The following is a 26,523-nucleotide window of genomic DNA, read 5'->3' as shown; positions in this document are numbered from 1 at the left end:
CCTTGGACGCGGCAGAGGATGCGGATCGCCCGGCGGAATTCGTCGATGCCCTGGCCAAGGGTCTGGCGGTGCTGGAGACGTTTGACGCGGCACATCCCGACCTGACCCTGTCCGAGATTGCCCGCCGTGTCGGGGTCAGCCCGGCCGCCGCTCGGCGCAGCCTGATCACCCTGTCGGTGCTGGGCTATGTCGGTCAGACCGGGAAGCGTTTCCACCTGCGGCCCAAGGTCATGTCGCTGGGCTCCGGGTTCTATTTCGGTGCGCGTATCGAAGAGTTCATGCTGCCGGAACTGCGCCAGATCGTGGAGACATTCGGCGATGCCTCGTCGGTCGCGATGCTGGATGGCACGGATGTGGTCTATATCGCACACCATTCCACCCAGCGCGCAAGGCGAGCAACGGCTGTGGTGGGCGCGCGCTACCCAGCGCATGCTACAAGCATGGGGCGAGTTCTGCTGGCCGATCTGCAGGATGCTGCGCTGGATGCGTTGCTGGCGCGGATGGAGCCGGTGCCGCTGACCTCGCGCACGATTATCGACAAGGCCGAACTGCGCCGCTTGATCCTGAAGGTGCGTGCCGATGGCTATGCGACGACCGTCGATCAGTTGGACTACGGCATTACTGCGCTGGCCGTGCCGATCAGGTCGGCGGACGGACGGGTCGTCGCGGCGCTGAACTCATCAGGCTACACCGGCATGGTGACACCGGACGACCTGGTGGCGGCCCGTCTGGGCGATCTGCGCGCTGCTGCTGCGCGGTTGTCGGCGGCGGCGAGCCGCATTCCCGCACTTTCGGCTGCATTCGACAGCCGCTGAACACCGAAACCGGCTGCGACCGGCAGCCAGACGCTCTCTGGGAGGAGACACCATGTGCAAGTTCTGTGACGCAACCCGCACTGCACTTACCCGCGCGCCAGCCGATACCGGCGGAACCTCGTCTGGCCCGGCGAACTTGGCCGTGCCTGCAGGCATTGGCCAGCCTGGGCGCAAGACGCTGATCCGCGGTGGATCGGTTCTGTCGATGGACCCAAAGGTCGGTAATTTCGCCAAGGGCGATGTGCTGATCGAGGGGGCAAAGATCCGTGCGGTCGGCGCTAACCTTGACGCAGGTGAGGCTGCGGTGATCGACGCGACCGGCCATGTAGTCATGCCGGGTTTCATTGACACCCACCATCACCAGTTCGAAACGGCGCTGCGCTCGATCCTTGCCGATGCGATCCTTGTGAACGACGGTCGTCCCGAAAGTGCGGCCAACTACTATGAATGGATGCTGCAGAAGTTTAGTGTCCTCTACCGGCCTGAAGATGTGTACATCTCGGAACTCTTCGGCTCGATCAGCCAGATCGATGCGGGTGTGACGACGGTCATGGACGTCAGCCAGATCCATCACAGTCCGGAACATTCCGACGCCGCGATCAGCGCTCTGGGCGATGCAGGCCGCCGTGCAGTTTTTGGTTATTTTGAGGGTTGGGGCGAAAGGGCACAGTACCCGACCGATGCCCGCCGCATCAAAGCGCAGCATTTCGCATCCGACGACCAACTTCTGACGATGGTGATGGGCGCCGAGATCTATCTGCCCGGCTATGAAGCCGCTTGGGCTACCGGACGCGAGCTGGGCATCCCACTTGCCATGCACATCGTCGGCACCTTCGGCATGGCGCCCACCTTCGACGCGCTGGCCGAAGCCGGACAGTTCGGTCCGGACTGTATCTTCATCCATATGACCGGCATGTCAGACATGGCGTGGCAAAAAGCGGCCGACGCGGGGGCTCATGTATCGCTGTCGGTGCCAATTGAGATGCAAATGCGTCATGGCTTGCCACCGATCCAGAAGTGCCTTGACCTCGGGATGCTACCCTCGCTCTCGTCGGACGTCGAATGCACCATGACCGCCGACCCCTTCACTCAGATGCGGTCGGCGATCACCTTGCAGCGGATGTTCGCAAACAATCTGGCGTTGAATGGACAGGACTATCCCAGGCTTATGTCGGCAATGGATGCGATCGAGATGGCGACGATCGGCGGAGCAAAGGGACTGAGGCTGGACCACAAAACCGGCAGTCTGACGCCCGGGAAGGAGGCCGACATCGTGCTCTTGGACGCCAACGCGCTGAACGTTGCGCCTTTGAACCATGTGCCGGGTGCCGTGGTCACGCTAATGGAGCGGTCGAACGTGGCAACCGTGATTTGTGCGGGGCAAGTGCGAAAGTGGCGCGGGGCTATGCTGGGCCATGACCTGGCAAAGCTGCGAGCAGAGCTGGAGGCGAGCCGTGACTACCTGATGGACAAAGCCGGAGTGCCGCAAGACTTGTTCCGTGGTTAAGGCTATATGCTGACCGTGAAGTGCAGCTCTTCTGGTGACCACCTCTTGTTCTTTGGTGTCAGTGGAGCTGCATTCGCCCGGCATGGGAGAGTTCGCTCATAGATGCGCCCGTACGAGCCTCCTGTTGTTACGAGGCGCAATCGTCTCGGATAGCAATCTTTCGGACTTCTTCGGACGGAATCGGCACTTTGTCGATGTTTGGTCGAGAGGGCCTGCCCTTGTCGCCCGGTACAGTAAGCTTGTGATCTTGGCTGCGGGTGTCTGACTTGCCATTGAACTTTCGCCGAGCGGGCCGGGCTGTTGCGGTGGTCAAGTGCAGAGCGAAGACTGCGGTGATAGGTGGCCGAGGGCTGAATGGGGTCGCGCGGTCTTGTGGTCTTTGACCCTAGCAGTGATCAGTTCACGGGCATAAGTTACGTGCAGAGCAGCGTCCCGTTCACCCACGTCGTTCAGAGCGGATGCAAGCCTGTTACGCTCAGATTTCGCTTCGGCCTCAAGGTGCGATGGGCAGGCTGGCAGATCTGTAGGCAGCTCCGGCTCAAGATCGTTCAATGGCCGACATCAGCAATTACCTTCTATGGTCTTGAGTGCTGTCTGCTTTGCCTTGCGCCCACGCATTTCCTCACCTCCTGAGTAACAGTCCAATCCCGGGTCATGGATGGAGGGGGGCTCATTCTCACTTTCCATATCCTCCGAAAACACTCTCATTCCTGCCCCCACACCCCCCGGTCCGAATTTTGACACGCAATAGAAAAACCTCCCCAACGCCGGTCCCTGTGAATTGCCTTCCAAGGATCTATCCCACCCACTCCTAGGCTCAGGATGCATTGATTTTCAACGCGCTGCGTGATTCACGGCTCGGAAAACGGAGCAGTGACATGAGCGACCTTTTCTGGCTGACCGACGCGCAGATGGCCAAGCTTTCCCCCTTCTTCCCGAAGTCCCACGGCAAGGCGCGTGTTGATGACCGGCGGGTTTTGAGCGGAATAATCTTCATCAACCGCAATGGGTTGCGCTGGCGCGACGCCCCGGAAGCCTACGGACCGCACAAGACCCTCTACAGTCGATGGAAACGTTGGAGCGAGAAAGGCATCTTCGGGCGGATGATGATCGGCCTCGCGGCCGAACACGGCGAGAAGCAGACCGTGATGATCGACGCGACCTACCTGAAAGCGCACCGCACCGCGACCAGCATGGCCGCCAAAAAGGGGGGCGCGGTCGCCTCATCGGTCGCACGAAAGGCGGCATGAACACCAAGCTGCACGCCGTCTGCGACAGCCTGGGACGCCCGATCGACCTGTTCGTCACCGCCGGGCAAGTGAGCGACTACATCGGCGCGCGGGCGTTGCTGAGCGGCCTACCCAACGTCGAATGGCTGCTCGGGGATCGCGGTTGCGACGCCGACTGGTTCAGAGAAGCATTGCAAGACAAGGGGATACGCGCCTGCATCCCCGGTCGGAAGCAGCGAAAGACCCCGGCCAAATACGACAAGCGCCGCTACAAGCGGCGAAACCGCATCGAGATCATGTTCGGCAGGCTCAAGGACTGGAGGCGCGTGGCGACCCGCTATGACCGATGCCCCAAGGTATTCCTTTCAGCCGTCGCCCTCGCGGCTGTCGTCATCTACTGGTTATGAATCCTGACCCTAGAGAAGGGCTTCACAACAGAAGACCGTTGCCTGCAACAGCCGGTCTGCCGGGGCAAAAAGACCGCAAGCAAACCTGCAGAGGGTTAGCTGAATCGGAACCAACGGTGACACCCGCCCTCAAAGCGGCTGGGCAGAGACCACTGCTGCAAAAAAAATTATGACCATCCGGCCCGACCGCAAGAGGCGCGGGGACCGAGCCGCGCATTCTGCACATCGAACCGTTCATGCAACGCGTCGCTGAAGAAGAAGGCGCAGACAAAACGCAGTCTCGGCGAGGATGGGCAACCCATAGGCCGGTGCGAAAGCACTGGACAGGTCAGGTGCAAAGAAGCGCAGAGAGCTTCCGGTGATATAGACGACACCGGCCAATGCCAAACCGGCGCCAAATGCCTTGGCAAAGAAGCCAGAACGCCAGACCAGAGCGGCCATAATCAAGCTGTTCACACCGAAGAAGATCAATCCCAGATCGTAGCCATCCGCATGCAGGTCGAGAAACAGCAGAGCGAGAGAAGCGGCATCAGCCGGTGCATCGGTGAGGGTCAGCACGAGGCACGCAGCCATTAGGGCCATGAGGCTTACCACGATCAGGACCGTCTGGATCAAGCGGAACACCAAAGCCGAAAGCGCCAATCCCGGCCCAAAGGCGTGAAACATAAGGTAGAGCGTGATGGCAAGGCCTGCGTCGCTGAGAGCCATTACAAGGTCTGCCGCGATTGCCAGGCGAAACCGGCCTGGTTCGGCCAGGATTGCCGTTGCTGTGCCGACGGCATCTTCGAAGTCGATCAACGGGCCACGCAAGACAAGCTCTGCACCCAGACCACAGAGGATGATCACAATATAGAGCAGTCCGGAAAGGCGAGCGTGACGGACAAGATCGGCGGATGTTTCGCTATGGGACATACGCGGGTTCCTTTCAGGACGACAGATCAGCTGGCCGTTGCCCGTAATGGCGGGGCGGCCAAAGGGTTAGCATTCGCTCTGGGCCGGTTTGCGCGTTGACCGGCCAAGACCGCGGCGATGACGATGATGGCACCGGTGGATTGCAGCATGGAAAGGGACTGGCCCAACCAAACCCACCCCAGAACCACCGCGGTGACAGGGCTCATCATGCCGAGCATCGAGACGGCTCCGGGTTCGATCCGGGCTATTCCCCGAAACCAGAGCGCATAACTCGCGGCAGCACCGATAAGGCCAAGCCAAGCCAAACCGGCGAGATTCGTTGTCGTGAGGGCGGGCAACGCGGGTTCGAGGATCAGCGCAAAAGGCACAAGGATCAGGCCACCGGCAGTCAATTGCCAAGCTGTGAAACTTAGTGCCGAGACGGGTGGCTGCCATTTCCGGCTGAGAACTGTGCCGGCGGCCATCGACACAGCCCCACCCAAGCCCGCAATCACACCTATGGGGTCAAGCCTCGCCTCGGGGCCCAAGAGCAGAAGTGCCACGCCCAAGACACCGCTTGCCGCTGCCGCAATGGCGCTGGCCCTTATGGGCGTGCCAAGCCAGCCGCGAGCCAAGAGGATCACCATCAGCGCCTGCAACGCGCCGAGCGTGGCAGCAACCCCGCCGGGGAGCCTGTACGCGGCCACGAACAACAGCGCCCAGAACACAGCGAAGTTCAGGCTTCCGAGAACGAAGCTGCGAAGAATCCAGCCGCGCGGCGGCAGGCATCGTGTCAGGGTGAGCAGCAACAAGCCCGCAGGCAGGGCGCGCAGCGCCGCCATAGTGATCGGATAGCCGGCGGGAAGTGCTTCGGTCGTGACGAGGTATGTGCTGCCCCAAACAGCAGGAGCAAGCGCCGTGAGCAGGACATCGGACGTGCGTGACATGGGTGCATCTCCTGTCGGGTTCACCACAACGAATAGAACGGCAAGCGTGGACATTCGGGCCAAGGATCAAGGCCGATATCGCGCATCAGGCGCGGGGAAAGATTGCGGGGCACATCGCGGAGGATGCGCCTGCGATCCATATCTGGACGGCGAAGAAACAGGATGGTCATTGGGGTTCCTTTCAAGCGGCGAGGTCGATGGCCGAGCGCAATTGCGCAGCCATGTCATCAAGGGGGCCATTAACGAGGACTGTGCCGGTCTCTCGGATCATAAGGCTCGGGACGGACTTGATCTGAAGCGCGCGGGCGCGTTGGCGGTCGGCCTCTACGGCCAGCACCGTCGCCTGATCGTCGAAAATTTCGGCAAAGGCCGCAGGGTCGAAGCCCAACTCTCGCGCGGCCTGCAGAATGATCTTTGAGTCAGCGATGTTCCTTGCCTCGGTCAGATGCGCGCGCTGCAGCCGGTCGAACATGTCCCAGTGCGCTGCCTGTCCGCCGATCCGCTCGGCCGCCTTGCATCCGCGCGCGGCGGTCATCCCGTGGGAATAGTCGAACGGCGCCGCACGCATGGCGCCGATGTCGACAAGGTCCGGCCTGTCGCTTGACGCGCGGCAGGCGGCCCAATGACCCAGAATGGTCTCGCGGGCGCCTTTGGGTGAGCCCCAGCGCGCGGCCATTTCGGCCCGGCTGGCCTGCAGGACAAAGCTGCGGTGCCGGATATCAAGATCGAACTCTGTGGCGAGTTTTCGCATCCGCGACGAGATGTTGAAACACCAGCAGCAGACCACGTCGTGGAAGAAATCAATGGTAAGGGAGGCCATCACGCGGCCTCCTCGGCAAGATTTGCGCCGGCCAGGCGGGCAGCGATCCGTGCCACATGGGCGCCCTGGAACCGCGCGCCGGCGAGGTCGGTTTCGGTCGGCACACGCGCACCATCGGCACCGGCTATTGTGCCAGCGCCATAAGGTGCGCCGCCAACGATGCCTTCTGCAGTCGTCTGCCCTGCGAAAGAGTAAGGCATACCCGCGATCAGCATCCCGAAATGCTGAAGTGGGATCTGGGTCGAAAGCAGCGTTGCCTCATGCCCGCCATGCTGCGAGCCGGTGGAGGCGAAAACGGCGGCAACTTTGCCAACCAGTGCATTACGCGCCCACAACCCGCCGGCCTGATCGAGGAAGGACTTCATCTGCCCGGCCATCATGCCGAACAGGGTTGGCGTGCCGAAGATGATGGCATCGTAGGCTTCCAGATCGGCCGGGGAAGCCGTGGGTGTGTCGTCGATCACGAATCCGGCCTTTTGCCGGATTTCTTCGGTCACGGTCTCTGGCACGCGGCGCAGGTCGACCTGAGTGCCGGGCACGCTACGGGCACCTTCGGCTTCGGCCTGCGCAAGCGCGCGGACATGGCCGTAACTGGAATAGTAGAGAACGAGAACGCGGGTCATAGGTTCCTCTCAAGGCTGCAAGGTTTCGTTGCCTGAGAGGATGGGGCATTGCCCGGGGCGGAATAACCGGCCCGCGCTCACTTCATTATTTACACAGGTTGAATAATGTCAGGCGCGCAGGGCAGCGCGCAGATGGTCGAGGAACGCAGTAACCTTCGTGTCCATGCCCAGTCTGGAGGCCGTCACGGCAAAGATCTCGGGCGCCGGAAGTTCCCAGTCAGGCAAGACCCGAACGAGTTGGCCTCGGGCCTCGGGGGCGTTTGAGACGAAGTCCGGCAGCGTGCCGATCCCCTGACCGTTGATCAGCAGATCGCGAAGAACAAGGCTGTTGCCCACACGAACCGGAGGATCAAGTTCAATCGTGATCTTGCCGGCTGGTCCCTGCAGCGTCCATGCGTTCAGATGATCGGCGAGCAGAAAACCTACGACCCTATGATTGCGGATGTCCTCCGGGTCGCGCGGTGCGCCCACCTTTTCAATATAGGCAGGCGATGCGAAGATGCGTTGACGGATGGAGCCCAATTTTCGGGTGATCAGCGCCGAATTCGGCATCGCTGATCGAATGCGGATAGATACATCAAATCCGCCCTCGACCATATCGACCACCCGGTCGTCCATGGAAAGGGTCAACCTGAGATCAGGGTAAGAAGCAAGAAACCTTGGCAACAGGGGCGCGATCACCGTCTGACCAAAGGAGCTGGAGGCGTTCACCTTCAAATGGCCACGCACCGCGCCAGCACCATCGCGAATGCGTGACTCCACCTCGGTCACGGCGGAAAGGATCCCGGTCGCCTCGTCGTAATAGAGACGTCCCGCATCTGTCAGAGACATGGAACGCGTCGTGCGGGTCAATAATGTCGTGCCAAGGCTTTCTTCCAGCAGCTTGATCTCGCGGCTGAGCAGCGCCGGGGAGACACAGAGATCCTCCGCCGCTTTAGCGAAACTGCCGCGCTCGACGATGCGGCGGAAGGCGTTCATGACGGAAAGCTTGTCCATTCTCGTCTTCAATCAGTTGGGCCCGACTGGTTTCTTATTCGGCACTTTCTCGAAGCAATAGCATCAATAAGGGGTTAGTGCGAACGGCTTGGCAATCAGCTGTCCCTTCGGCGGTCATACTGTCGAAAAAGAATCTTGCCTTGGCGGAATTTCCCGAAGCGTAGAATTAGGGGCCGGCATCGAATTTCGTCTGGCAACCGTCCGAGCAGATCCAGTAGGTCTGGCCGCCAAGGTCGCGCCTTTCGCCCTGCATGCCGCAGACCGGATCGGTTGCGGCGTTTTCATTTGGCTTGTTGGTCCTGTGCATGTGTTTCGAGTGACCACGGTCCATATCCCCCCTACTAGCGGCCCCCGTGACCCTTCCAATTGCATCGCTAGTTCTGGCAGATGTTCGGTGCGGTGAACGCGCGATTGGTAAGAGCATATCACGCAAGCAGTGCGTGCGAAGCAAGCCTGAGCACAGCCCACACTCAAACGCGTCCGGATACAGGCTGGTCCCCCAGGCGACGGCGGCGTCGCCAAGGGGCTTTGCGTCATTGACGTCCGACCCGCGATCAGACCGAGGTCGAGACCGCGAATTCGGTCATCATGCCCGTGGTCAGATGCGGCATGTGGTGACAGTGCAGCATCCATCGCGCGGCTTCGCCTGCATCAAGAGCAACAGTGACCATCGACATCGGCGGGACATAGACAGTATCGCGCATGGCGCCCGAGATGCGGCGGCCATTGATCTCGACTACTTGAAAGACATGCCCATGCAGGTGCATCGGGTGACCCATCATCGACATATTGTGGAACATGAGTTCCACACGTTCTCCCGGCCGTGCGCGGACAGGGTCGTGATCGCCCCAGGTCTTGCCGTCGATCGTCCAGACGTAAGGCTGCATCGAGCCGCCCAGCATGATCATGCGGCCGCGATCTACAGGGCGGGCCGGAAGGCCATCAATAGCGGCAAGGCGCACTTCCTGCGCAAGGTCGATGTCGAAGGCCGGTGCCGCTTCTTCGGTCAGGGGGTCGATCCGCCGGACCTCTGCCCCTGCTGTGGCGAGAACAAGACCGGTGCGTTCCCGCGCACCTTCCCGCAGGGCAAGGATCGGCCATGCGCCACCCTCGCTTGGCAGATCAACGTCGATGTCGATGCGCTGCCCCATTGCCAATCCGAAGCGGTTGCCCGCAAGCGGACGGACTGCATGGCCGTCCACCGCCACAAGGCGGGCATCGGCCGAGCCAGTATCTACCCAGAAGACAGTCGCGGCGGCTGCGTTGATCACGCGCAGGCGAACACGTCCGCCACGTTCCACCGTTACGACCTCGGGGTCAGCCAACGTCCGGTCATTCGCAAGATAGGCGTCCCACTCATAGTCGTTGAGGTCCATTGCCATGCCCCCCATCGCCATGCCGCCCATGTTGTGCCCCATGGTGGCATGGTCCGCTGGCGCGGAGGGTGCCATGCCATGGGCGCCATGGGCTCCATGACCGCCACCATCGCCGCCGATGATGTCTGCCAGCACTTCCTCCGGTTCCTTGAACGAGAAGTCGTGCAGCAAAAGGACAACCTCTTGCCGATCCGCCGCGACATCCTCTGAAGAGCGAACGATCAGCGGCGCGGCAAGCAGGCGCATCTCCTGCACCGGGATGTGGCTGTGCATCCAATGCGTACCGGGGCGCGCTGCAAAGTCGTAGATGCGGGTCTCGCCGGGCGCGAGCGCCGGGCGCGGCATGTCGGGCACCCCATCCTGCGCATTGGGTGGGATTTGACCGTGCCAATGAATGCTTGTGGGGTGATCAAGGCCGTTGGTCAGCGCAACATGAAACGGTGCGCCGGGGTCCAGCACGATGCCTTGCCCCCCGTCGGGGCGCAAAAGACCCCATACGCTGGCGGAGCGACCATTGACCTCGATGGTTCTGCGCGCCGCTGAAAGGGCGATTGGCGTCGGTGTCTGTGCCCGCGCTAGAGTGGGCAACTGGGACGCCGCGCAGGCAGCGGCACCGGCAGCCAAAAGGCCGCGTCTCGTGAATGTCGTCATCTTCGTCTCCGTGGACCATCACAGGGCCCAAATGAATTGCGATTGTCTGGTCGCGTGCGACCGTTCTCGATCAGACGAAGACTTTTTTCGGCGGGCGTTCAGCCACTTCCGGTGCAATTCCTGTCGACAAGACGCCAAGGCCCATAACAAAGACATCATGGTGCCAAAGCATCTGACGCGGAACTGGTCGAACCGAATGAACCTCAGCGATCGCACCGCATAAGACCTGACAGTTCAGAGAGCCGTGGTCCTGAAGCGGCCAGGTGTCAGGGGCAAATCGGTCAGACCTTTGGTCTGCGCTGTGCATGACCATATGATCCTCTGCCGCGGCAGACTTCTCGGCATGAGTCATACGCGCCGACCCAAGCATCGCCACCAAAAGGATCGTAAGTGCCAGAACACAGAGTTGCTTCATGGTCTCTACTTAACGCCGTTTGCGGTCAAAGTGCCATCAAGTCTTCGTTCCTTTACAGCGATGGGCCGCTCTTTTCTGAAGCGGCCCATCATTTGCCGCATCAATCGGCCTGATGATCGGCGCCATGCCCGACCGCCTGACGATGCACTTGGTTCGACTGACTGTCTTTGCCGGACCCGGCCGTGGCGATCTGAGATTGCAGCAGCGTCAGACAGAACGCCGTGGCGAGCGAGGTTCCGAGAAACAAAATCGAAAGACGTGGCATGATGCCTCTCCGTCACGCGGTTTCGCGCAAAGCGGGATAACCCGCCTCAGCAAGAACGGCCTCGATCTCGGCACGTGCGGCCGATGTCTCTACCTCAACCTTCCGGGTCTCCGGATCGGTCTTGATCAGGGCGCCCGCATCAACGGACTGGATCGCCTTGGTCACGCTTTTTGCGCAACCGAAGCAGGTCATGTTTTCGATGTGGAATTGCATTTTTGCCTCCTTTGTTTGCTTGGCGAGACAAGAGGTGGGCGTTCCCAGTATTGGAGGGTCAAGAGGTAAATTCCGAATATTTTTCGGGTCGGTCAACGTCTGGGATCTTGTCCTGCACATCGTGGGAACGCACGCGTGCGAGGCAGGATCGGCTTTTCAAGGAAATTTCAAAATGGCTGTTGACCCTCCCATGATGGGAGATCCCATTTCTTTGCGCATCAACGCTAATCCGAAGGGAATCAGCCATGAATGCGCCAGCAAAACTCATCAGAGAAAGTGTTTCCCTACCCATTGAAGGCATGACATGTGCGTCCTGCGTCGGCCGTGTAGAACGCGCCCTGCGGGCTGTACCGGGCGTCGTGAATGCCACAGTCAATCTCGCGACAGAGCGGGCCGAGGTTAGCCTTGGCGAACCGGTTGCACGCGCCGATCTGATCCGGGCGGTCGAAGACGTGGGCTATACAGTGACCACGTCGGCAGTGGAACTTGCGATCGACGGAATGACCTGTGCCTCATGCGTTGGCCGGGTAGAACGCGCGTTGCGCGCCGTTCCGGGGGTGGCCGAGGCCACCGTCAATCTTGCCACCGAGCGTGCCACCGTCAAGGGAAGCGCGGATGCCGCCACGCTGATCGCTGCAATTGCAGACGCAGGCTACGATGCCCGCGTTGTGGATCGCAGCGGCATAGCACAAGCGGAAGCAGAGGCCCAAAAAGCAGAAGAGCATCGCGTTCTGTCGCGGGATCTGATGGTGGCTGCTGGCCTTACCTTGCCGGTCTTTATCCTTGAGATGGGCAGCCATGTGATCCCGGGGATGCATCATCTGATTGCCTCGACCATCGGGATGACGGCCAGTTGGCTGATCCAGTTCGCGCTGACGACCTTGGTTCTGGCCTTCCCTGGAATCCGCTTTTACCAGAAGGGCATTCCCGCCTTGTTGCGTGCGGCCCCTGACATGAACAGCCTTGTCGCTGTCGGCACTCTGGCAGCTTATGCCTATTCGTTGGTCGCCACCTTCGCGCCGGGCCTGCTGCCCGAGGGCACGGTGAACGTTTATTACGAAGCGGCCGCCGTCATCGTTTCGTTGATCCTGCTCGGTCGCGTGCTTGAGGCAAGGGCCAAGGGCCGCACCTCCGAGGCGATCAAGCGTCTTGTCGGGTTGCAGGCAAAGACCGCCCGCGTCCGGCGCGGCGGGGCTGTCGTAGAAATCGAGGTGTCGAACGTCGCTCCGGGCGATATCATCGAAGTACGTCCCGGCGAACGCGTACCCGTCGATGGCGAAGTCATCGAGGGCGAAAGCTGGATCGACGAGTCGATGATCACCGGCGAGCCGTTGCCTGTTGCGAAATCCGCAGGAACTTTGGTCACGGGCGGCACCGTCAACCAGACCGGCGCCTTTGCCTTCCGCGCCACGGCTGTCGGCGGGGATACCATGCTCGCCCAGATCATCCGCATGGTCGAAGAGGCACAAGGGTCCAAGCTTCCGATCCAAGGTCTTGTCGACAAGATCACCATGTGGTTCGTGCCGGCAGTGATGACGCTTGCCGCGCTGACCTTCGGCGTGTGGTTCTTCTTCGGTCCCGATCCTGCACTCACCTTCGGGCTGGTGAACGCTGTTGCGGTGCTGATCATCGCCTGCCCCTGTGCCATGGGCCTTGCCACGCCAACCTCGATCATGGTGGGAACGGGAAGGGGCGCTGAACTTGGAGTCCTCTTCCGCAAGGGCGATGCGCTTCAGGGACTTCAGAATGCCAAGGTCGTCGCGCTGGACAAGACCGGCACCCTGACCGAGGGCAAGCCGACCCTGACGGATCTGGTTCTTGCCGACGGTTTCGATCGCGCCGAGGTTCTGTCGCGGATTGCCGCTGTCGAAGCCAAATCCGAACACCCGATTGCCCGCGCAATCGTCGAGGCGGCCGAAGCTGACGGACTGGCCCTGCCCGCTCTGGCATCGTTCGAGAGTGTTACCGGTTACGGCGTGTCCGCCGAGGCCGGAGGCATCCGCGTCGAGATCGGTGCCGACCGTTACATGGCCAAGCTTGGCCTTGATGTAACGGCCTTCAGCGATACCGCCGCGCGACTTGCCGACGAAGGAAAATCGCCTCTCTATGCAGCGATTGGCGGGCGTCTGGCGGCGATCATCGCGGTAGCTGACCCGATCAAGCCGACCACGCCAGAGGCAATTCGTGCACTGCATGCCTTGGGGCTCAAGGTCGCCATGATCACGGGTGACAACCGCCGCACGGCCGAAGCGATCGGACGCAAGCTCGGGATCGACGAGGTGGTGGCCGAGGTGCTGCCAGACGGTAAGGTTGCTGCAATCAAACGGCTGAAGGCACTGGGCTCGGTTGCCTTCGTTGGTGACGGCATCAACGACGCCCCGGCACTGGCCGAGGCAGATGTGGGCCTTGCGATCGGCACCGGCACGGATGTCGCCATCGAAGCCGCCGACGTGGTGCTGATGTCGGGCAGTCTGAAAGGTGTTCCGAACGCGATCGCACTGTCCCGCGCGACCATGCGGAACATCCGGCAGAACCTGTTCTGGGCCTTCGCCTACAATGCCGCGCTCATCCCGGTTGCCGCCGGGGCGCTGTGGCCAGTTGCTGGCATCCTTCTCTCGCCCGTCTTCGCCGCCGGCGCCATGGCTCTGTCTTCGGTGTTCGTCCTTGGCAACGCGCTAAGGCTGCGCCGGTTCGCCGCGCCGATGGCCGAAGCGGCAAGCTGACCCCGAAATGCGTCCCCGGCTTCCGGGGACGCATCATCAAGCCACCCCCCCCCCCAGAAAAGGAGATCTGCCATGAGTAGCCCTGTCATCGTCTATTCCACGCCGACCTGCCCCGATTGCCGCACATTGAAGGCCTGGCTAGCCCGCCTTGGCATCGACTACGCCGAACGCGACCTGACCGAACAGGCGGTGATGGACGAAGCCAAGCTCCGCTTTGGCGTGCGCGTGGCTCCCATCACCGAAATTGGCGCGTGGTTCACTTACGGCACATTCGAGGACCAAAAACCCCGGATCGAGGCACGCTTGAAGGAGTTGGGGATATGGCCGATCTGACACTCGATCCGCCGCGATCGCATACTGGACGCCGTTCACTCACTCTCGGCGCAGTCGGGCATCTGGTCAACGACGCCTACACGGCCTTCCTGCCAGCGATGCTTCCCATGTTTCACCTCCAGCTTGGACTGGATGAAGCTACACTCGCCGGGCTTGTCGCCGTCTTTGCGCTGTCGGCGTCTCTTCCCGGACCTTTCCTCGGCAGGCTTTCAGACCGCTATGGCGAAGCCGTCGTGACTGCCGCAAGTGTCCTGTTCAGCGCTATCTTGCTAAGCCTCTTGGCGTTGACGCCCAGCGTCACACTGTTGTTTGCGCTGGTCGCGTTTGCAGGTTTCGGCTCAGCAGCGATCCATCCGGCGGGTTCCATGCTGGTCCGTCGGGGCGCTTCGCGCCCGGAACTTGCCGTTGCCATCTTCGCCTCTGGGGGCATGCTGGGCTATGCGGTTGGCCCGTCGCTACTTGCCATTGCTCGAAGCTATTTCGAAGAAATGCTCCCCCTGGCTCTGATGCTTCCCGGCGCCGTCGCCGCGGCAGCCATTCTGGCGCTTGCCCCTCGACAAGAAGAACCAACCTCTCAGACGCCGGTTGCGGCAAGACGGATTGATTGGGAAATTGTCTGGGGACCCGTTGGCGTGATCACCCTTGCCGCTGCCTTGGCCTTTCTTCCCTTCACCACTGTTCTGAACGGACTACCTCTGTTCCTGATCGAACGTCACGGCCTTTCAGAGACACATCCGGCGATTGCCGGCACTCTGGGCACCTTTTCCCTGGCCGCCGCGGCCGGTGGTATCGGTGTCGGGTTTCTCGCCACGCGTCTACCCCGGAATTGGCTATTGGCTACAATCTTGACTGCCAGTGTTCCGGCATTCCTTGGACTTCTGTGGATGTCACCGGAAACGGGCGGTTTCGTCTTTATGCTCTCTGCCGCCGGCGCTCTGAGCTATGCTGCAAGCCCGATCCTGGTCGTTGCAGCTCAGGATCTTGCACCCCGTGCGGGTGCGACGGCCTCGGGCATGGTCTTTGGACTTGGTTCCTCGCTGGCTGGCCTCATGTATTTCGGTATCGGCACCCTGCAGTCGTATCTCGGCACTGGCATCTCGCTTTCCGTATCGTTCGTCGCACCGCTGCTGTCTGCGGCCCTGTCCTTTGCAGTCCTTAGCCGCCCTTCGCCCGCGCAAGCCGCCACTCTCACCGAAACTCTCTGCGCCTGCGCCGCCGCAAGCGGCACCGGCATCGTCATCTGCACCCCTGCGTGCACCCTTTCCTGCGATGGAGTAAGCAGAAATGCCTGACATCACCCTTCTTAACATTGGCCGGAAGATCACCGTTCCGGACGGTCAAACCATCCTTTCTGCAGCGCTCGCACAGGGCATCGACTACCCGCATGGGTGCAAGTCCGGCCGTTGCGGAAACTGCAAATCACGTCTCGCCGAAGGAGAGGTGGAGCATCTTGATCATTCGCGCTTTGCTCTTCCCCCTATCGAGCGCGACAGCGGTTTGATCCTGACCTGTCGAGCCGTGCCAAAGGGCGAGGCAAGCGTTTTCTGGTTGGAGGATGATGCGACAAGTCATCCCCTTCGGGATTTGGACGCGTTTGTCGTGGGGGCCGAACTGCTGACCCATGACATCCTGCGCCTTCGTCTGAGAGTGGATGGCGAGACCCTGCAGTTTTCGGCTGGCCAATATGCGACGCTTGCCTTTCCGGGCGTGCCGGCACGCGATTATTCTATGGCGAATGAACCGGGCGCGAACGAGCTGGAGTTCCATATTCGTCGCGTGCCAGGTGGCCGAACTTCGTCGGCCATCCATAAACGTGTCCGCATCGGCGAACATCTGCGCGTGACTGGCCCTCGCGGCTCGGCGCATCTGCGGACAGGCCATACAGGGCAGATCCTCGCGGTCGCGGGCGGGTCTGGTCTTGCGCCGATCCTCTCGATCCTAGAGAGCGCAGTGGCACATGGAATGAAGCAGCCGATCCGGGTGTATCTGGGGGTGCGTGAGGAGCGCGACCTATACGGCCTTGATCGGCTGGCGAAGCTGGCAGAGCGGCATGGCGATCTGACGGTGACACCAGTGCTGTCAGCGCCAAAGGGGCAGATGACACGGCGAACAGGATTCGTGCATGATGCCGTTGCTGCGGACTTGTCCGATCTGGATGGCTGGACATGCTACACGGCCGGTCCGCCAGCCATGATCGACGCGCTTTCACAAACTGTTTCATCCTTGGGCCTGCGTCCGCAAGACCTTCATGCCGATGTATTCTTCACACCCGAAAGCGTGACCAGGAGCGAGGAAATCGTCGCCGCTGATTGAGCGGTGCCGAGGACGGGGCGACACGGGGCTTTCCCTGCCAAGAACGCTCTGTCCATTCCGCCTCTTGCCATCGCGCGTGGGGCAAGCCTTTCGCAAAGGCCAAGCGTCACAGCCTCACATCCCAAAGCTATTGGCCGAAGGATCGCTCTTCCCGACTGAAATGCCTAAAGGGTTTCACCCCGCCGCGGCGAATTTCCGGCGCGGTTTGCTTTTCGCTTTTGCCTTCGCCAGCATTTCTTCCTCGGCGCTGAGGCCCGTCAGGATCGGGCAGTCGGGCCGGGCATCGCCGTGGCAATGATGGGCAAGGTGCTCAAGCGTGGCAATCATCTCGTCAAGTTCGCGGCGACGCTGCTCAAGTTCGCGAACATGGTCCATCGCCAGCGATTTCACGTCGGCACTGGCCCGGCTTCCGTCTTGCCAGAGATCGAGAAGGGCCGCGATCTGCTTTACCTGAAAGCCAAGGTCGCGCGCCCTTCGAACAAAACGTAGGACCGCGATGTTCTTGTCGGAATAAACGCGGTACCCAGAATATTCCCGCAATGCAGGACGGACGAGACCGATTTCTTCATAATAGCGCAGCATCTTGACCGAGATGCCGGTCGCCTTCGAGGCTTCTCCGATATTCATGGCTTGGCTCCATTCGTTTCCGGTCTGTCCGGGATCGAATCGTTTCTGCACGCTCCCACTATTGGAGGGTCAATAGCCTTGTCGCGCAATCAGATCGGTATGACAGGCAAAGGCGCAGGGCCGTGGCTGACGCATCCGTGGACGCCAAGATTGGTTCTTATCGCTTGCGCCTTTTGAACTTTTCCGCCGCGATGCCAACCGCCTCATCTATCAGTGGCACGAGAGTCGCAAATGTCACCCGGCTTGGGTTTAGAACCGCGATCCAGGACATCCAGCCGTAAACCGGGTGCGGCGAGATCTCAGGCGTGGCGGAGTTCAGGCTGGAGGGTGTGCTCAAGCGGGTGGTCGAGTTCGGTGGGTACCGGCCAATAAGGGACCGAGTGATTTCGGCTCAAGTTGACACGCAAAACGAATGAAGTGACCAACTCATCACCCGTCGTCAGTCGGATTTTACAGCAAAGGAAGTGTTTTCTTTTTGGATTTCCCAAGTTTGCGGAAACTCGGCTGTAGCCACTACGGAAACGGGTGGCTACTACAAGTTGCCAATGGTGGGAAGATGGCACCCGACCGCTGCAGTCACTGGCGTCGCGTCGCTACTCGCTACCATAGATGCGCGAAGACCGTCCTCTCCGCCGTCGCCCTGGCCGCAACCGTCCTGTTCTGGCTTTGACGATCAATGAGTTTGGACCCTAAAGCACAGCGCAGGCGTGAGGGTAAGTGCCACATAAAATATAAAATTTGAATCAAGATAATTTCTCTTGAACGCTACTGACCTTTCGGCTGTAGCTCAACTGGAGTTGGGAAATCAGGTAAAAGCAGTGGAGTAAGACGGTAGATTTGGGGATTGTGGTGAATAATTATCCCTCTTTGAGGCATTTCTTCTCAATAGCCAAACCACCAGAGCCCGGACAAGCCAACAATTAGAACACTACATCCAAAGCATATTAACCACAGGAAGATTGTCGCAATTAGACCAACTTCTGAAAATCCGTCTTGGTTACGTATAATACGCCAGAGCGCATAAACAGAAGGAGTGACTGCAAGCCATGTAAATAGACGCAGTGAGTCGGCCTCTTTAGCATTTGCCAAATATGCGCCTCCACCTTGGTCGGCAAAATACCACGAGAGAACCGCATGAATGATAATTATGATTGGCCACGCAAGAATAGGCCCCGCGGCAACCCACAAAATTGTTCGGCCAAAAGTATCCAGACGCAATGCAAAACTCATGACAAGGGATATCTCCCGTTGGTTCTGAACAATGTCCTGCTTTCACGCACTTCTCGAATGCCACCTCGACCCTGTCAATCAGAATGTTGACGATCAACAATGTTCAAATCAAGGGCGCTTCAGCTTCGTTTCGGTCTAGGGCCCAGACTCATTGATCGTCAAAGCCAGAACACGACGGTTGCGGCCAGGGCGACGGCGGCGAGGAAGGTCTTCGCGCATCTATCGTAGCGAGTAGCGACGCGACGCCAGTCCTTGAGCCTGCCGAACATGATCTCGATGCGGTTGCGCCGTTTGTAGCGGCGCTTGTCGTAGTGGAGGCCTTGCCGCGAGACTTTCGGCCTGGGATGCGTGGCTTTATCCCCTTGTCTTTCAACGCTTCCCTGAACCATTCGGCATCGTAACCCCTGTCGGCAATCAGCCATTCGGCGCCGGACAGGCTGGCCAGCAGGGCGGCGGCGCCGGTGTAGTCGCTGACTTGGCCCGCAGTCATGAACAACTTCAGGGGCCGTCCCTTGGCATCGGTCACGGCATGCAGCTTGGTGTTCAGCCCTCCCTTTGTGCGCCAGATCAGGCGCCCGCGTTGATCGTCGCCCCCCCTTTTTCACCCACAGGCTTGACGCCGTGCGGTGCGCCTTCAGGTAGGTCGCGAAGGAACGTCTCCGAAGAGCTTTGTGAATGCGGGTCTTGATATCCCCAGATTGAGCCGAAAGACGCCGGGGCGATTGACCTGTGATGCCTTGTCATTCGGGCTGTCCTTGTCCTTGATTGTAAGGACATAGATACTCTTGGGCAGCACTTTCCCCGGGTTGTAGAAAATTCCTCGTTCTCCCCAGTTCCTGTCTTCTATCACGCCATCACAGGACCGGAGGACATGCGCGAAGATTTCGTCAATTGTCATCTCTTCTTTCATCACAAGTACCTTATTCGAAATTGCGGATGATGGCCGCAGGCGACGGACGAAATGCTGCCCGAGGTCATTGCCGGTTCGATTGGCGCCGTAGCAAGATGAAGACAGGACAAGCCAAAGGTTCGCCTGCTGGACTGTAATCCTTCGGGTGCCGTATCGGCCTTCATCCTGTTTGGCCTTTACACCTACAGGAACGGTGCCTTTGGCGCAGCGAACAGTTCAGGCGGCGTCCGGACAAGGTAGGATTCCAGAAGAATATGCTCATCCATTTCCTTTCCCTCAACATCGGGCAGGGCCAAACGTTCAAGGGTTGCTGACCGGAGGATCTGAAGCAGATGTCCGATCAGTGATCTTTGGGCAGGGGGGGAGGTCAGGTGTGTCATTGCAGTCTCCTGGAGATTGGCTTCTTTCGAATCGCCTTCTCCGGCCTCCCATGCAGGGAGGGTCAATGCGAAAACCGAAGGCGGGCAAGGCACCCGCAGAAGGAACGCTCAGCCTGCACCCTGACATGCTGGGAGGTGTGTTGACCCTACCAGCATTGGACACCTGAGGAGCCGAGCTATCCGCACGAATCGTTGCGGGCCAATAGCAACCAGAGGAACTCTTCCGATGTCACTTTCCAATCCTGACCCCAAGCGGTGGAAGGCGCTGGCGCTCTTGTGCGCCGCGCAATTCATCGTCATTCTCGACACTTCGATTATCGGTGTCGCACTTCCCGCCATTCAGGCCGATCTCGGCTTCACCGACGACGGTCTGAGCTGGATCTTCAACGCTTATGTTATCGCCTTTGGCGGCTTGCTCCTTCTCGGCGGGAAACTGTCCGATGTCTTTGGTGCGCGCCGTATCTTCATGTCCGGCTTTGCCCTGCTCACAGCTTCTTCACTGATCGCCGGACTCGCCGAGACCCAATCCGTTCTCCTTGCTGGCCGTGCCTTGCAGGGCGTCGGGGCCGCGTTGATTGCGCCCGCCGCGCTGTCAATCTTGATGCGCCTCTTCGGCGCGCGCCCGGCTGAACTTGGTCGCGCCTTCGGCTTCTGGGGGGCGTCCGCCGCCGCTGGCGGAACCGCTGGCGTGTTTCTGGGCGGCGTCATCACCGAGTGGATGAGCTGGACCTGGACTTTCCTTGTGAACGTCCCGCTGGGCCTTGCCGTGCTGGCCCTTGGGCCAGTCGTTCTTCGCTCCGTCGCCGGCTCGCGCGGAAAGATCGGCATTATCGACTCGGCTTTGGTCACGGTTGCCATTGTGGCCGCGGTTTACGGCATCGTGACAGGCGAGCAGGTTGGCTGGCTGGTGCCTCAGACCCTCTCGCTGCTGGGCGGGGCCGTCGGTCTTCTCGTGCTTTTCCTGATCATTCAGGCTATGTCGCGTGCACCGCTTCTGCCTCTGCGCCTGTTCCGGGCACCCGGTCTTGCGGCGGGCAACCTTGTCATGGCGCTTCTTGGGGCGGCATGGATTCCACTATGGTTCTTCCTGAACCTCTACCTCCAGTCTGTTCTCAACCTGTCTGCATTTGGCTCGGGCCTCGCGCTTTTGCCGATGACGCTGGTCATCATGGTCTTCATGGTAAAGCTGACGGGTCCGCTGATCGGCCGTTTTGGCGTAAAGCCTGTCATGGTCATTGGCCTGCTGGCTCTGAGCGGTGCGCTCGGCCTGCTTTCGGCGATCCCCGCCGACGGCACCTATCTGGCCTCGGTCCTGCCGGCGTCACTGATCGCGGCGCTTGGCATGTCGCTTGCCTATATTCCGGTCACGATGACCGGCATGGCAGGGGCGGCGCCCGAGGATATGGGTCTGGCCTCTGGCTTGATCAACACGACCTATCAGGTAGGCTCGGCTCTTGGTCTTGCGATCATGGTGTCAGTGGCCGCGTCCCAATTGGCTGGCGCACCACATGAGGCTGTCGATGTTCTTTCCGGCTACCGCGCCGCTTTCCTTGGCGCCGCTCTTGCCGGACTGCTTGCCAGCATAGTCGCCATCATCTTCGTCCGGGCAAACGGCAAAGCAGCCGACGTTCCTGTCGGCTGATCGAAGCAAGCCCCCGGCCTTCGGGGCGGGGGCCCCCGACCTCACCCGCGGTCGGTCTAGGCACGACCAAGCAGCTCATGAGAGGGAGCAAACTGATGAAGGTTGAACGATGGCATGAGATTGATGCGCAACCGGAACTGGTGTGGTCGGTGATAAGCGATGTCGCTCGATGGCCGTCGTGGATGCCGACAGTTCGGCAAGTGACACCGGTCCCTCCTTTGCCAATGGCAATCGGAAGCCGTTACAGGTTGAAACAGCCACTTCAGCCAGCCGCCACATGGCAGATTACACAGTTCGACCCACCCCATGTCTTTGAATGGGAGCGGCGCGAGCAAGAAAGACTGATCTTCGTCGGTAAACATGCAGTGGAGGCTTATCGGGGACGTGCAAGAATCTATGTCTCGCTTGAAGCGTTCGGCACCCTGAACCAACTGCTTCGCCCGGTTTTCGGCGCGGTGATCGCAACCGAATGCCGTGCGACCGAGCGCAGGTGTCTGGAGGTAAAGCCTTCCCAAGAGCCATAGCGGGCCCCGCGTCGATGACCATGTTCGGCACGTTGAAAGTCGGACGACGGTTCGCAACTCACTACGACAGATCAAAGGTCTTCCTCTCGGCCGTCACCCTCGCGGCTATCGTTATGGTCTGGCAACGATACCAGAAGGAGTCCTGACCCCAAGGACAGATGTCTTCAATCCAAACGACTTAGCCCCATTCGAACCCGCCGCACTCATCGGCACATAGACAAGAGCACCAACATGCCTTTGCGGCCGCGAAAGGCGCTTGGTGTCAGCCAAAGTCAGTCTATTGTTGTTGGGCGTTGACTTGCGTCAAAGCCATATTCCGGGTTTTGCTTATGGTCGCATCTGCAACGCAATGCGGAGGGTGGCGTGACATCTGGCGAATTCGTCATCGAAGCGCAGGGGCTGACCAAGACCTATCGGAACGGCCCAAGAAAGGTGCAGGCTCTCCGAGATGTCGATTTCACGGCACGCCGTGGTGAATTCATCGTCGTCCTTGGCCCTTCGGGATCCGGGAAATCCACCTTTCTGAACATCCTTGGCGGCATAGATCACGCCACTTCTGGGTCCATCCATTTTGAAGGGCAGGACATTACGGCCTTCGGCGATGCGGACCTGACCCGGTATCGACGCGATCATGTGGGCTTTGTTTTTCAGTTCTACAATCTCGTCCCCAGCCTGACCGCACTCGAAAACGTGGCGCTTGTGACAGAAATCGCCGCCAATCCGATGCGGCCCGAAGAGGCGCTGGATATAGTCGGCCTGTCGGCGCGCCTCAATCACTTCCCCGCCCAGCTTTCGGGGGGCGAGCAACAGCGTGTGGCCATCGCCCGCGCGATCGCGAAACATCCGCAACTGTTGTTCTGCGATGAACCGACCGGGGCCTTGGACAGCGCGACCGGTGTCTTGGTGCTAGAGGCTTTGGCAGAGGCGAACCGCTCGACGGGCGCGACGACGCTGATCATCACCCATAACGCAACCATCCAGCAGATTGGCGATCGCACACTGCGCTTTGCAGACGGGCGCATTGTGGAAGAGGTTTCAAACCCCACACGCAAACGCCCGGATCAGATGTCATGGTGATCTCTCCTCTCCGGCGCAAGTCATTGCGCGATCTGCGAAGGCTTTGGGGCCAAGCCTTGGCCATTGCGCTTGTGCTTGCCGCCGGGGTCGCGACGCTGATCCTTGGCAACGGGGCACACCAAGCCCTGTCAGACACGCGCGACCGCTACTATGCCGACTACAACTTCTCCAACCTTTTCAGCGACGTCGTTCGGGCACCCCTATCCTTGGTTCAGGATATTCGAGCCATTGAGGGTGTGCTTCAGGCGGAACCCCGCATCGTAAAGCTTGGACGGCACGAAATCGAAGGCATGCGCGAACCCGCCTCCTTGCTGATGGTCAGCCTGCCAAAGCCAGACGGCCAGAACCGCCTGCACCTGCGGGAAGGTCGCTTGCCAGAGCCCGACGCCTCGACGGAAATCGTCGTGTCTCAGGATTTCGCCTCGGCGCATGGTATCCGGCCCGGCTCGCGGCTGACCGTGGTGATGAACGGCAATCGACGCGACTTGCAGGTCCTTGGCATCGCCCTGTCGCCAGAGTACATCTATGCCTTGGGCCCGGGCGAAATGATGCCCGATCCGCGTCGCTTTGGCGTGGTCTGGATGCCGCGCCCAGCACTTGAACAGGCATTCGACCTGAAAGGCGCTTTTTCCAACCTTGTCCTTCGACTGGCACCGGGTGTGTCCGAGGCCAAGGTCATCGCAGCCGTTGACCGCCTGACCGCCCCCTATGGCGGCGGTGGGGCAACTGGAAGGGCCGAGCAGACATCCCATGCCTTTCTGGATGCCGAACTCATGCAACTCGGCGCGATGGTGAAAGTTCTGCCACCGATCTTTCTTTTGGTTGCAGCGATGCTGGTGCATATGACCTTGTCTCGCCTGATCACCTTGGAACGCGAACAGATCGGCCTGCTCAAGGCGCTTGGCTATATGCCCAGACAGATCGCGCAGCACTACCTTGAATTCGTTCTGATCATCGCCTTTGCAGGCATCCTGATCGGCTTCGTTACGGGCGCATGGTTGGGGGCGGGCTTGGCACGGCTTTATGCCAAGTTCTTCTCCTTCCCCTTCCTCGATTTCGGAACAGACTTCCGGGTCTACGGCCTTGCCGCCTTGGTCACGACGATCGCGGCAGCGGGTGGCGCGCTGCAATCGTTACGCGCGGTCCTGTCATTGCCCCCTGCTGTGGCAATGGCCCCACCAGCCCCAGCCGATTATCAAAGCGGCGCAGGCAGGCTCTTGCGGTCGGTTCGACTGCGTCAAACCAAGCGGATGGTCGCGCGCCACCTTCTGCATTGGCCCTTTCGCACCCTTTCAAGCGTGCTTGGCACGGCAATGGCCGTTGCCATCCTTGTGGCCTCGCTCTGGTCCTTTGGGTCCATAGACCACATGATCAATGTCACGTTTCAACTGGCTGATCGCCAGGATGCGAAAATGGTGTTCATTTCGCCCGAACCCCCAGCCGCCTTGGCAGACATTCGGCACATGCCGGGGGTAATGGCCGCAGAGGCCTTTCGCATAGTTCCGGCCAAGCTGACGCATGGCACATTCTCAAAACGGCTGGCCGTGGAAGGGCGGCCCGATGATGCGCGCATTTCCCGCGTCCTTTCCCCGGAACTGGACCCAATGCCGATGCCCGAGGCCGGCTTGATTGTCAGCGAAGCATTGGCAAATGCGCTTCAGCTTCGCACGGGTGACCGCGTAACCGTTGAATTCCTTGAAGGTCGTCGCGCGACGATTGAACTGCCGGTCAGTGGCATCTCTTTGGGCTATGTCGGGCTCAGTGCCGCTATGGATCTGAAATCCCTTGGTCGCGCTACGGGCGAAGGGCCGCTGATTTCCGGCGCAAACATCCTTTTGGACGAGGCCGAGGCCACAGCATTCTATGCGGCCGCCGCTGCCGCGCCAAAGACAGGCTTCCTGAATGTCACTGCTCAGACCGTGGCACGATTTCGCGCCACATTGGCGGAAAACATCGTCGTGATGGTCACTGTCTATGTGGCGTTGGCCGCCATCATCTCGCTGGGGGTCGTCTACAACTTTTCACGCATAGCGCTTTCGGAACAGGGGCGCGAACTGGCCAGTTTGCGTGTTCTTGGCTTCACCCGTGCCGAGGTCTCGGCTGTCATTTTCTCGGAACTGGCGATCGTCGTGCTGCTGGCGCAACCCCTTGGCTGGCTGATTGGCTATGGCATAGGCCGGGCGATGGTGGCCGCTTTTTCGTCTGACCTGTATCGCGTGCCCTTCGTCATGGGCCGCGAAGTCTATGGCACCGCAAGCCTGATCGTCATCGCCGCCTCACTGCTTTCGGCCCTAGCCATCCGTGGCAGGATCGAGCGTCTCGACCTCATTGCCGTTCTGAAGACAAGGGAGTGACCATGCGCCACTTGATCAGTATTGCAGCCTTCATCGCAACTTGCGCCGTTCTCGTGTGGGTGTTCCTGCCAGATCCCGTCCCGGTCGAAACAGCCCCGATCACACGCGGCGATGTGACTGTTCGTGTCGAGGCGGAAGGTGAGGCCCGCGTCCGAGAGGTCGTTGTGATCTCGGCCCCGATCACCGGGCTTTTGCAGCGCGTCACCCTTCACCCCGGCGACGCCGTGACCGCAGGTCAAGTGCTTGCACAGATCGGCCCCGTTACGCCAGCCTTGCTCGACTCTCGCGCCCGCGCCGTGGCCGAGTCGACAGCCGCCGCCGCCGCTGCCGCTGTCGAACTCGCCCGCAGTCAATTGGTGCAGGCCGAAGCCTCTCTCACCTTCGCACGGGCCGAGGCGGATCGTACCCGCGCCCTTTTCGAACGTGCGGCCCTTTCGCAAAGGATGCTGGATGATGCGGTCCTTGCCGAACGCACCGCCGAGGCGACACTGGCCAGTGCTCGCGCCAACCTTGCGGTCCGAGAAAAGGAGCTGGACAGCGCCAAAGCCATGCTGAACGGCGATTACGCTGAAGATACGGCTTGCTGCATCCATGTGACATCGCCCGTCACAGGCCGCATCCTGGGGGTCAGGACCGAGGATGAACAGGTGCTTCAGGCCGGTACTCCGATCATGGAAGTCGGCGATCTTCAGGATCTGGAAATCATGGTCAGCGTCCTCTCGCGTGAGGCTGTGAACATCGCAGAAGGCGCAGAGGCAACGATCACCGGTTGGGGAGGACCGGATCTTGCCGCACGGGTCGAGCGTGTCGAACCCGGGGCCACGACAAAGATCTCGGCCCTTGGGATCGAAGAACAAAGGGTCGAGGTGCGCCTCTCCCTGCTTGCGCCAGCGCCGCCAGCCCTTGGCCACGGGTTCCGGGTGACGGCAAGGATCACAATCGACATGGCGCAGAACATCTTGCGTGTTCCGGTTTCTGCTCTCTTCCGATCCAAAGGCGATTGGGCCGTCTATTCCGTTGAGGATGGGAAGGCCGCTTTGCAGATCGTTTCCCTTGGCAGACGCAACGATGAATTCGCCGAGGTTCTGGATGGTCTGACAGAGGGCGCAACCGTCATCGTGCATCCCGCTGACACTGTGGAAAACGGCAGCGCGGTTGAGGAAAAGCCACTGATCGGCGGATAAAACGAAAAAGGCGGCGCGGGCCGGAAAAGGCCCATTCCCCGCTTGAGCCGTCAGTTTTAATCCCCCACAGT

General features: G+C 60.4%; 29 protein-coding genes and 2 pseudogenes. 13 read left to right on the top strand and 18 right to left on the bottom strand.

Annotated elements, in window-relative coordinates:
• The first annotated feature begins 2 nt into the window (after nucleotides 1–2).
• The 3 genes from ACSBLW_RS00470 to ACSBLW_RS00460 all read left to right on the top strand — a co-directional run bounded on the left by ACSBLW_RS00470 (nucleotide 3) and on the right by ACSBLW_RS00460 (nucleotide 3,958).
• On the top strand, nucleotides 3–815 hold the full coding sequence (locus tag ACSBLW_RS00470; protein ID WP_435258294.1) for an IclR family transcriptional regulator domain-containing protein: 813 nt from the start codon (nucleotides 3–5) through the stop codon (nucleotides 813–815).
• A 52-nt stretch (nucleotides 816–867) separates the two neighbouring features.
• Nucleotides 868–2,322 (top strand): amidohydrolase family protein, encoded by a 1,455-nt coding sequence (locus ACSBLW_RS00465; protein WP_435258293.1) that lies wholly within the window; start codon nucleotides 868–870, stop codon nucleotides 2,320–2,322.
• 878 nt (nucleotides 2,323–3,200) lie between these two features.
• Nucleotides 3,201–3,958 (top strand): IS5 family transposase gene (locus ACSBLW_RS00460; RefSeq protein ID WP_435258292.1). Its coding sequence is split into 2 segments (ribosomal slippage): nucleotides 3,201–3,525 and nucleotides 3,525–3,958, totalling 759 coding nucleotides; the frame shifts between segments, so codons are not numbered across the junction.
• Between the two features lie 234 nt (nucleotides 3,959–4,192).
• On the opposite strand, the gene ACSBLW_RS00455 is transcribed toward ACSBLW_RS00460, so the two are convergent.
• The 11 genes from ACSBLW_RS00455 to ACSBLW_RS00405 form a co-directional block, all read right to left on the bottom strand.
• Nucleotides 4,193–4,870, bottom strand: a complete 678-nt coding sequence (locus tag ACSBLW_RS00455; RefSeq protein ID WP_435258291.1) for a DUF4386 domain-containing protein — start codon at nucleotides 4,868–4,870, stop codon at nucleotides 4,193–4,195.
• 26 nt (nucleotides 4,871–4,896) lie between these two features.
• Nucleotides 4,897–5,796, bottom strand: a complete 900-nt coding sequence (locus ACSBLW_RS00450) for an EamA family transporter (protein ID WP_435258290.1) — start codon at nucleotides 5,794–5,796, stop codon at nucleotides 4,897–4,899.
• Between the two features lie 20 nt (nucleotides 5,797–5,816).
• Entirely contained in the window at nucleotides 5,817–5,966 is a 150-nt protein-coding gene (locus tag ACSBLW_RS00445; RefSeq protein WP_435258289.1) for a hypothetical protein, read from the bottom strand.
• An 11-nt stretch (nucleotides 5,967–5,977) separates the two neighbouring features.
• Nucleotides 5,978–6,616, bottom strand: coding sequence for a DsbA family oxidoreductase (locus ACSBLW_RS00440; protein WP_435258288.1), 639 nt, complete (start codon nucleotides 6,614–6,616; stop codon nucleotides 5,978–5,980).
• Nucleotides 6,616–7,239 (bottom strand): NAD(P)H:quinone oxidoreductase, encoded by a 624-nt coding sequence (gene wrbA, locus ACSBLW_RS00435; protein ID WP_435258287.1) that lies wholly within the window; start codon nucleotides 7,237–7,239, stop codon nucleotides 6,616–6,618. Before wrbA ends, ACSBLW_RS00440 begins: the two co-directional genes overlap by 1 nt.
• A gap of 108 nt (nucleotides 7,240–7,347) precedes the next feature.
• Nucleotides 7,348–8,235 (bottom strand): LysR substrate-binding domain-containing protein, encoded by an 888-nt coding sequence (locus ACSBLW_RS00430; RefSeq protein WP_435258286.1) that lies wholly within the window; start codon nucleotides 8,233–8,235, stop codon nucleotides 7,348–7,350.
• A 166-nt stretch (nucleotides 8,236–8,401) separates the two neighbouring features.
• The gene (locus ACSBLW_RS00425; protein WP_435258285.1) at nucleotides 8,402–8,566 is read right to left on the bottom strand and encodes a hypothetical protein; all 165 of its coding nucleotides are present in this window, start codon (nucleotides 8,564–8,566) and stop codon (nucleotides 8,402–8,404) included.
• 223 nt (nucleotides 8,567–8,789) lie between these two features.
• On the bottom strand, nucleotides 8,790–10,262 hold the full coding sequence (locus tag ACSBLW_RS00420; RefSeq protein WP_435258284.1) for a multicopper oxidase family protein: 1,473 nt from the start codon (nucleotides 10,260–10,262) through the stop codon (nucleotides 8,790–8,792).
• 70 nt (nucleotides 10,263–10,332) lie between these two features.
• The gene (locus ACSBLW_RS00415) at nucleotides 10,333–10,677 is read right to left on the bottom strand and encodes a hypothetical protein (RefSeq protein ID WP_435258283.1); all 345 of its coding nucleotides are present in this window, start codon (nucleotides 10,675–10,677) and stop codon (nucleotides 10,333–10,335) included.
• Between the two features lie 100 nt (nucleotides 10,678–10,777).
• Complete coding sequence (locus ACSBLW_RS00410) at nucleotides 10,778–10,942, bottom strand: hypothetical protein (protein WP_435258282.1); 165 nt, start codon at nucleotides 10,940–10,942, stop codon at nucleotides 10,778–10,780.
• A gap of 12 nt (nucleotides 10,943–10,954) precedes the next feature.
• Nucleotides 10,955–11,155 carry a heavy-metal-associated domain-containing protein gene (locus ACSBLW_RS00405; RefSeq protein WP_435258281.1) on the bottom strand — a complete coding sequence of 67 codons (201 nt, stop codon included), beginning with the start codon at nucleotides 11,153–11,155 and terminating at the stop codon, nucleotides 10,955–10,957.
• 245 nt (nucleotides 11,156–11,400) lie between these two features.
• On the opposite strand from ACSBLW_RS00405, the gene ACSBLW_RS00400 reads away from it, so the two are divergent.
• The 4 genes from ACSBLW_RS00400 to ACSBLW_RS00385 all read left to right on the top strand — a co-directional run bounded on the left by ACSBLW_RS00400 (nucleotide 11,401) and on the right by ACSBLW_RS00385 (nucleotide 16,524).
• Nucleotides 11,401–13,878: a heavy metal translocating P-type ATPase gene (locus ACSBLW_RS00400; RefSeq protein WP_435258280.1), complete on the top strand. Its 2,478-nt coding sequence runs from the start codon at nucleotides 11,401–11,403 to the stop codon at nucleotides 13,876–13,878.
• A gap of 72 nt (nucleotides 13,879–13,950) precedes the next feature.
• A complete protein-coding gene (locus ACSBLW_RS00395; protein WP_435258279.1) occupies nucleotides 13,951–14,211 on the top strand; it encodes a glutaredoxin family protein in 261 nt (86 codons plus the stop codon).
• Nucleotides 14,199–15,503 carry an MFS transporter gene (locus ACSBLW_RS00390; protein WP_435258278.1) on the top strand — a complete coding sequence of 435 codons (1,305 nt, stop codon included), beginning with the start codon at nucleotides 14,199–14,201 and terminating at the stop codon, nucleotides 15,501–15,503. Before ACSBLW_RS00395 ends, ACSBLW_RS00390 begins: the two co-directional genes overlap by 13 nt.
• On the top strand, nucleotides 15,496–16,524 hold the full coding sequence (locus ACSBLW_RS00385) for a 2Fe-2S iron-sulfur cluster-binding protein (protein WP_435258277.1): 1,029 nt from the start codon (nucleotides 15,496–15,498) through the stop codon (nucleotides 16,522–16,524). The genes ACSBLW_RS00390 and ACSBLW_RS00385 overlap by 8 nt, the downstream gene beginning before the upstream one ends.
• A 174-nt stretch (nucleotides 16,525–16,698) precedes the next feature.
• Here the strand turns inward: ACSBLW_RS00385 and cueR are convergent, their stop codons facing one another.
• Both cueR and ACSBLW_RS00375 read right to left on the bottom strand, forming a co-directional pair.
• On the bottom strand, nucleotides 16,699–17,151 hold the full coding sequence (cueR, locus tag ACSBLW_RS00380) for a Cu(I)-responsive transcriptional regulator (protein WP_435258276.1): 453 nt from the start codon (nucleotides 17,149–17,151) through the stop codon (nucleotides 16,699–16,701).
• 157 nt (nucleotides 17,152–17,308) lie between these two features.
• Entirely contained in the window at nucleotides 17,309–17,521 is a 213-nt protein-coding gene (locus tag ACSBLW_RS00375; protein WP_435259995.1) for a DUF6194 family protein, read from the bottom strand.
• A 198-nt stretch (nucleotides 17,522–17,719) separates the two neighbouring features.
• Here ACSBLW_RS00375 and ACSBLW_RS00370 point away from each other — a divergent pair.
• Nucleotides 17,720–17,821: pseudogene (locus ACSBLW_RS00370) on the top strand (IS5/IS1182 family transposase); the annotation flags it as partial.
• A 212-nt stretch (nucleotides 17,822–18,033) separates the two neighbouring features.
• Here ACSBLW_RS00370 and ACSBLW_RS00365 read toward each other — a convergent pair.
• From ACSBLW_RS00365 to ACSBLW_RS00345, 5 genes and pseudogenes are all read right to left on the bottom strand, one after another.
• The gene (locus tag ACSBLW_RS00365) at nucleotides 18,034–18,381 is read right to left on the bottom strand and encodes a hypothetical protein (protein ID WP_435258275.1); all 348 of its coding nucleotides are present in this window, start codon (nucleotides 18,379–18,381) and stop codon (nucleotides 18,034–18,036) included.
• A 158-nt stretch (nucleotides 18,382–18,539) separates the two neighbouring features.
• Nucleotides 18,540–18,770 carry a transposase gene (locus ACSBLW_RS00360; RefSeq protein WP_435258274.1) on the bottom strand — a complete coding sequence of 77 codons (231 nt, stop codon included), beginning with the start codon at nucleotides 18,768–18,770 and terminating at the stop codon, nucleotides 18,540–18,542.
• Nucleotides 18,752–18,871 (bottom strand): annotated as a pseudogene (locus tag ACSBLW_RS00355) (IS5/IS1182 family transposase); the annotation flags it as partial. The pseudogene ACSBLW_RS00355 and the gene ACSBLW_RS00360, both read right to left, overlap by 19 nt.
• Nucleotides 18,872–19,015: 144 nt before the next feature.
• Nucleotides 19,016–19,291, bottom strand: coding sequence for a DUF6194 family protein (locus ACSBLW_RS00350; protein ID WP_435258273.1), 276 nt, complete (start codon nucleotides 19,289–19,291; stop codon nucleotides 19,016–19,018).
• 182 nt (nucleotides 19,292–19,473) lie between these two features.
• Nucleotides 19,474–19,671: a hypothetical protein gene (locus ACSBLW_RS00345; protein ID WP_435258272.1), complete on the bottom strand. Its 198-nt coding sequence runs from the start codon at nucleotides 19,669–19,671 to the stop codon at nucleotides 19,474–19,476.
• 226 nt (nucleotides 19,672–19,897) lie between these two features.
• Between ACSBLW_RS00345 and ACSBLW_RS00340 the strand changes: the two genes are divergently transcribed.
• From ACSBLW_RS00340 to ACSBLW_RS00320, 5 genes are all read left to right on the top strand, one after another.
• A complete protein-coding gene (locus ACSBLW_RS00340; RefSeq protein ID WP_435258271.1) occupies nucleotides 19,898–21,313 on the top strand; it encodes an MFS transporter in 1,416 nt (471 codons plus the stop codon).
• Between the two features lie 95 nt (nucleotides 21,314–21,408).
• On the top strand, nucleotides 21,409–21,837 hold the full coding sequence (locus tag ACSBLW_RS00335; RefSeq protein WP_435258270.1) for an SRPBCC family protein: 429 nt from the start codon (nucleotides 21,409–21,411) through the stop codon (nucleotides 21,835–21,837).
• A 363-nt stretch (nucleotides 21,838–22,200) separates the two neighbouring features.
• On the top strand, nucleotides 22,201–22,914 hold the full coding sequence (locus ACSBLW_RS00330; protein ID WP_435258269.1) for an ABC transporter ATP-binding protein: 714 nt from the start codon (nucleotides 22,201–22,203) through the stop codon (nucleotides 22,912–22,914).
• Nucleotides 22,908–25,268: an ABC transporter permease gene (locus ACSBLW_RS00325; protein WP_435258268.1), complete on the top strand. Its 2,361-nt coding sequence runs from the start codon at nucleotides 22,908–22,910 to the stop codon at nucleotides 25,266–25,268. Before ACSBLW_RS00330 ends, ACSBLW_RS00325 begins: the two co-directional genes overlap by 7 nt.
• Before the next feature lie 2 nt (nucleotides 25,269–25,270).
• Nucleotides 25,271–26,452, top strand: coding sequence for an efflux RND transporter periplasmic adaptor subunit (locus tag ACSBLW_RS00320; protein WP_435258267.1), 1,182 nt, complete (start codon nucleotides 25,271–25,273; stop codon nucleotides 26,450–26,452).
• Nucleotides 26,453–26,523 lie beyond the last annotated feature (71 nt).

Source organism: Thioclava sp. FR2 (assembly GCF_051200875.1).
Lineage (GTDB): Bacteria > Pseudomonadota > Alphaproteobacteria > Rhodobacterales > Rhodobacteraceae > Pseudotabrizicola.
The sequence above is the reverse complement of the archived record's forward strand: the minus strand, read 5'-3'. Positions and strand labels throughout refer to the sequence as shown.

Excerpts from the sequence above, each read along its gene's own strand:
- ACSBLW_RS00360 (WP_435258274.1), bottom strand. The coding sequence starts at position 18,770 with ATGGTTCAGGGAAGCGTTGAAAGACAAGGGGATAAAGCCACGCATCCC.
- ACSBLW_RS00450 (WP_435258290.1), bottom strand. The coding sequence starts at position 5,796 with ATGTCACGCACGTCCGATGTCCTGCTCACGGCGCTTGCTCCTGCTGTT.
- cueR (WP_435258276.1), bottom strand. The coding sequence starts at position 17,151 with ATGAATATCGGAGAAGCCTCGAAGGCGACCGGCATCTCGGTCAAGATG.
- ACSBLW_RS00350 (WP_435258273.1), bottom strand. The coding sequence starts at position 19,291 with ATGAAAGAAGAGATGACAATTGACGAAATCTTCGCGCATGTCCTCCGG.
- ACSBLW_RS00340 (WP_435258271.1), top strand. The coding sequence starts at position 19,898 with ATGTCACTTTCCAATCCTGACCCCAAGCGGTGGAAGGCGCTGGCGCTC.
- ACSBLW_RS00410 (WP_435258282.1), bottom strand. The coding sequence starts at position 10,942 with ATGCCACGTCTTTCGATTTTGTTTCTCGGAACCTCGCTCGCCACGGCG.
- ACSBLW_RS00365 (WP_435258275.1), bottom strand. The coding sequence starts at position 18,381 with ATGAGTTTTGCATTGCGTCTGGATACTTTTGGCCGAACAATTTTGTGG.
- ACSBLW_RS00445 (WP_435258289.1), bottom strand. The coding sequence starts at position 5,966 with ATGACCATCCTGTTTCTTCGCCGTCCAGATATGGATCGCAGGCGCATC.
- ACSBLW_RS00325 (WP_435258268.1), top strand. The coding sequence starts at position 22,908 with ATGGTGATCTCTCCTCTCCGGCGCAAGTCATTGCGCGATCTGCGAAGG.
- wrbA (WP_435258287.1), bottom strand. The coding sequence starts at position 7,239 with ATGACCCGCGTTCTCGTTCTCTACTATTCCAGTTACGGCCATGTCCGC.
- ACSBLW_RS00390 (WP_435258278.1), top strand. The coding sequence starts at position 14,199 with ATGGCCGATCTGACACTCGATCCGCCGCGATCGCATACTGGACGCCGT.
- ACSBLW_RS00345 (WP_435258272.1), bottom strand. The coding sequence starts at position 19,671 with ATGACACACCTGACCTCCCCCCCTGCCCAAAGATCACTGATCGGACAT.
- ACSBLW_RS00395 (WP_435258279.1), top strand. The coding sequence starts at position 13,951 with ATGAGTAGCCCTGTCATCGTCTATTCCACGCCGACCTGCCCCGATTGC.
- ACSBLW_RS00420 (WP_435258284.1), bottom strand. The coding sequence starts at position 10,262 with ATGACGACATTCACGAGACGCGGCCTTTTGGCTGCCGGTGCCGCTGCC.
- ACSBLW_RS00425 (WP_435258285.1), bottom strand. The coding sequence starts at position 8,566 with ATGGACCGTGGTCACTCGAAACACATGCACAGGACCAACAAGCCAAAT.
- ACSBLW_RS00440 (WP_435258288.1), bottom strand. The coding sequence starts at position 6,616 with ATGGCCTCCCTTACCATTGATTTCTTCCACGACGTGGTCTGCTGCTGG.
- ACSBLW_RS00335 (WP_435258270.1), top strand. The coding sequence starts at position 21,409 with ATGAAGGTTGAACGATGGCATGAGATTGATGCGCAACCGGAACTGGTG.
- ACSBLW_RS00430 (WP_435258286.1), bottom strand. The coding sequence starts at position 8,235 with ATGGACAAGCTTTCCGTCATGAACGCCTTCCGCCGCATCGTCGAGCGC.
- ACSBLW_RS00400 (WP_435258280.1), top strand. The coding sequence starts at position 11,401 with ATGAATGCGCCAGCAAAACTCATCAGAGAAAGTGTTTCCCTACCCATT.
- ACSBLW_RS00465 (WP_435258293.1), top strand. The coding sequence starts at position 868 with ATGTGCAAGTTCTGTGACGCAACCCGCACTGCACTTACCCGCGCGCCA.
- ACSBLW_RS00405 (WP_435258281.1), bottom strand. The coding sequence starts at position 11,155 with ATGCAATTCCACATCGAAAACATGACCTGCTTCGGTTGCGCAAAAAGC.
- ACSBLW_RS00455 (WP_435258291.1), bottom strand. The coding sequence starts at position 4,870 with ATGTCCCATAGCGAAACATCCGCCGATCTTGTCCGTCACGCTCGCCTT.
- ACSBLW_RS00385 (WP_435258277.1), top strand. The coding sequence starts at position 15,496 with ATGCCTGACATCACCCTTCTTAACATTGGCCGGAAGATCACCGTTCCG.
- ACSBLW_RS00320 (WP_435258267.1), top strand. The coding sequence starts at position 25,271 with ATGCGCCACTTGATCAGTATTGCAGCCTTCATCGCAACTTGCGCCGTT.
- ACSBLW_RS00415 (WP_435258283.1), bottom strand. The coding sequence starts at position 10,677 with ATGAAGCAACTCTGTGTTCTGGCACTTACGATCCTTTTGGTGGCGATG.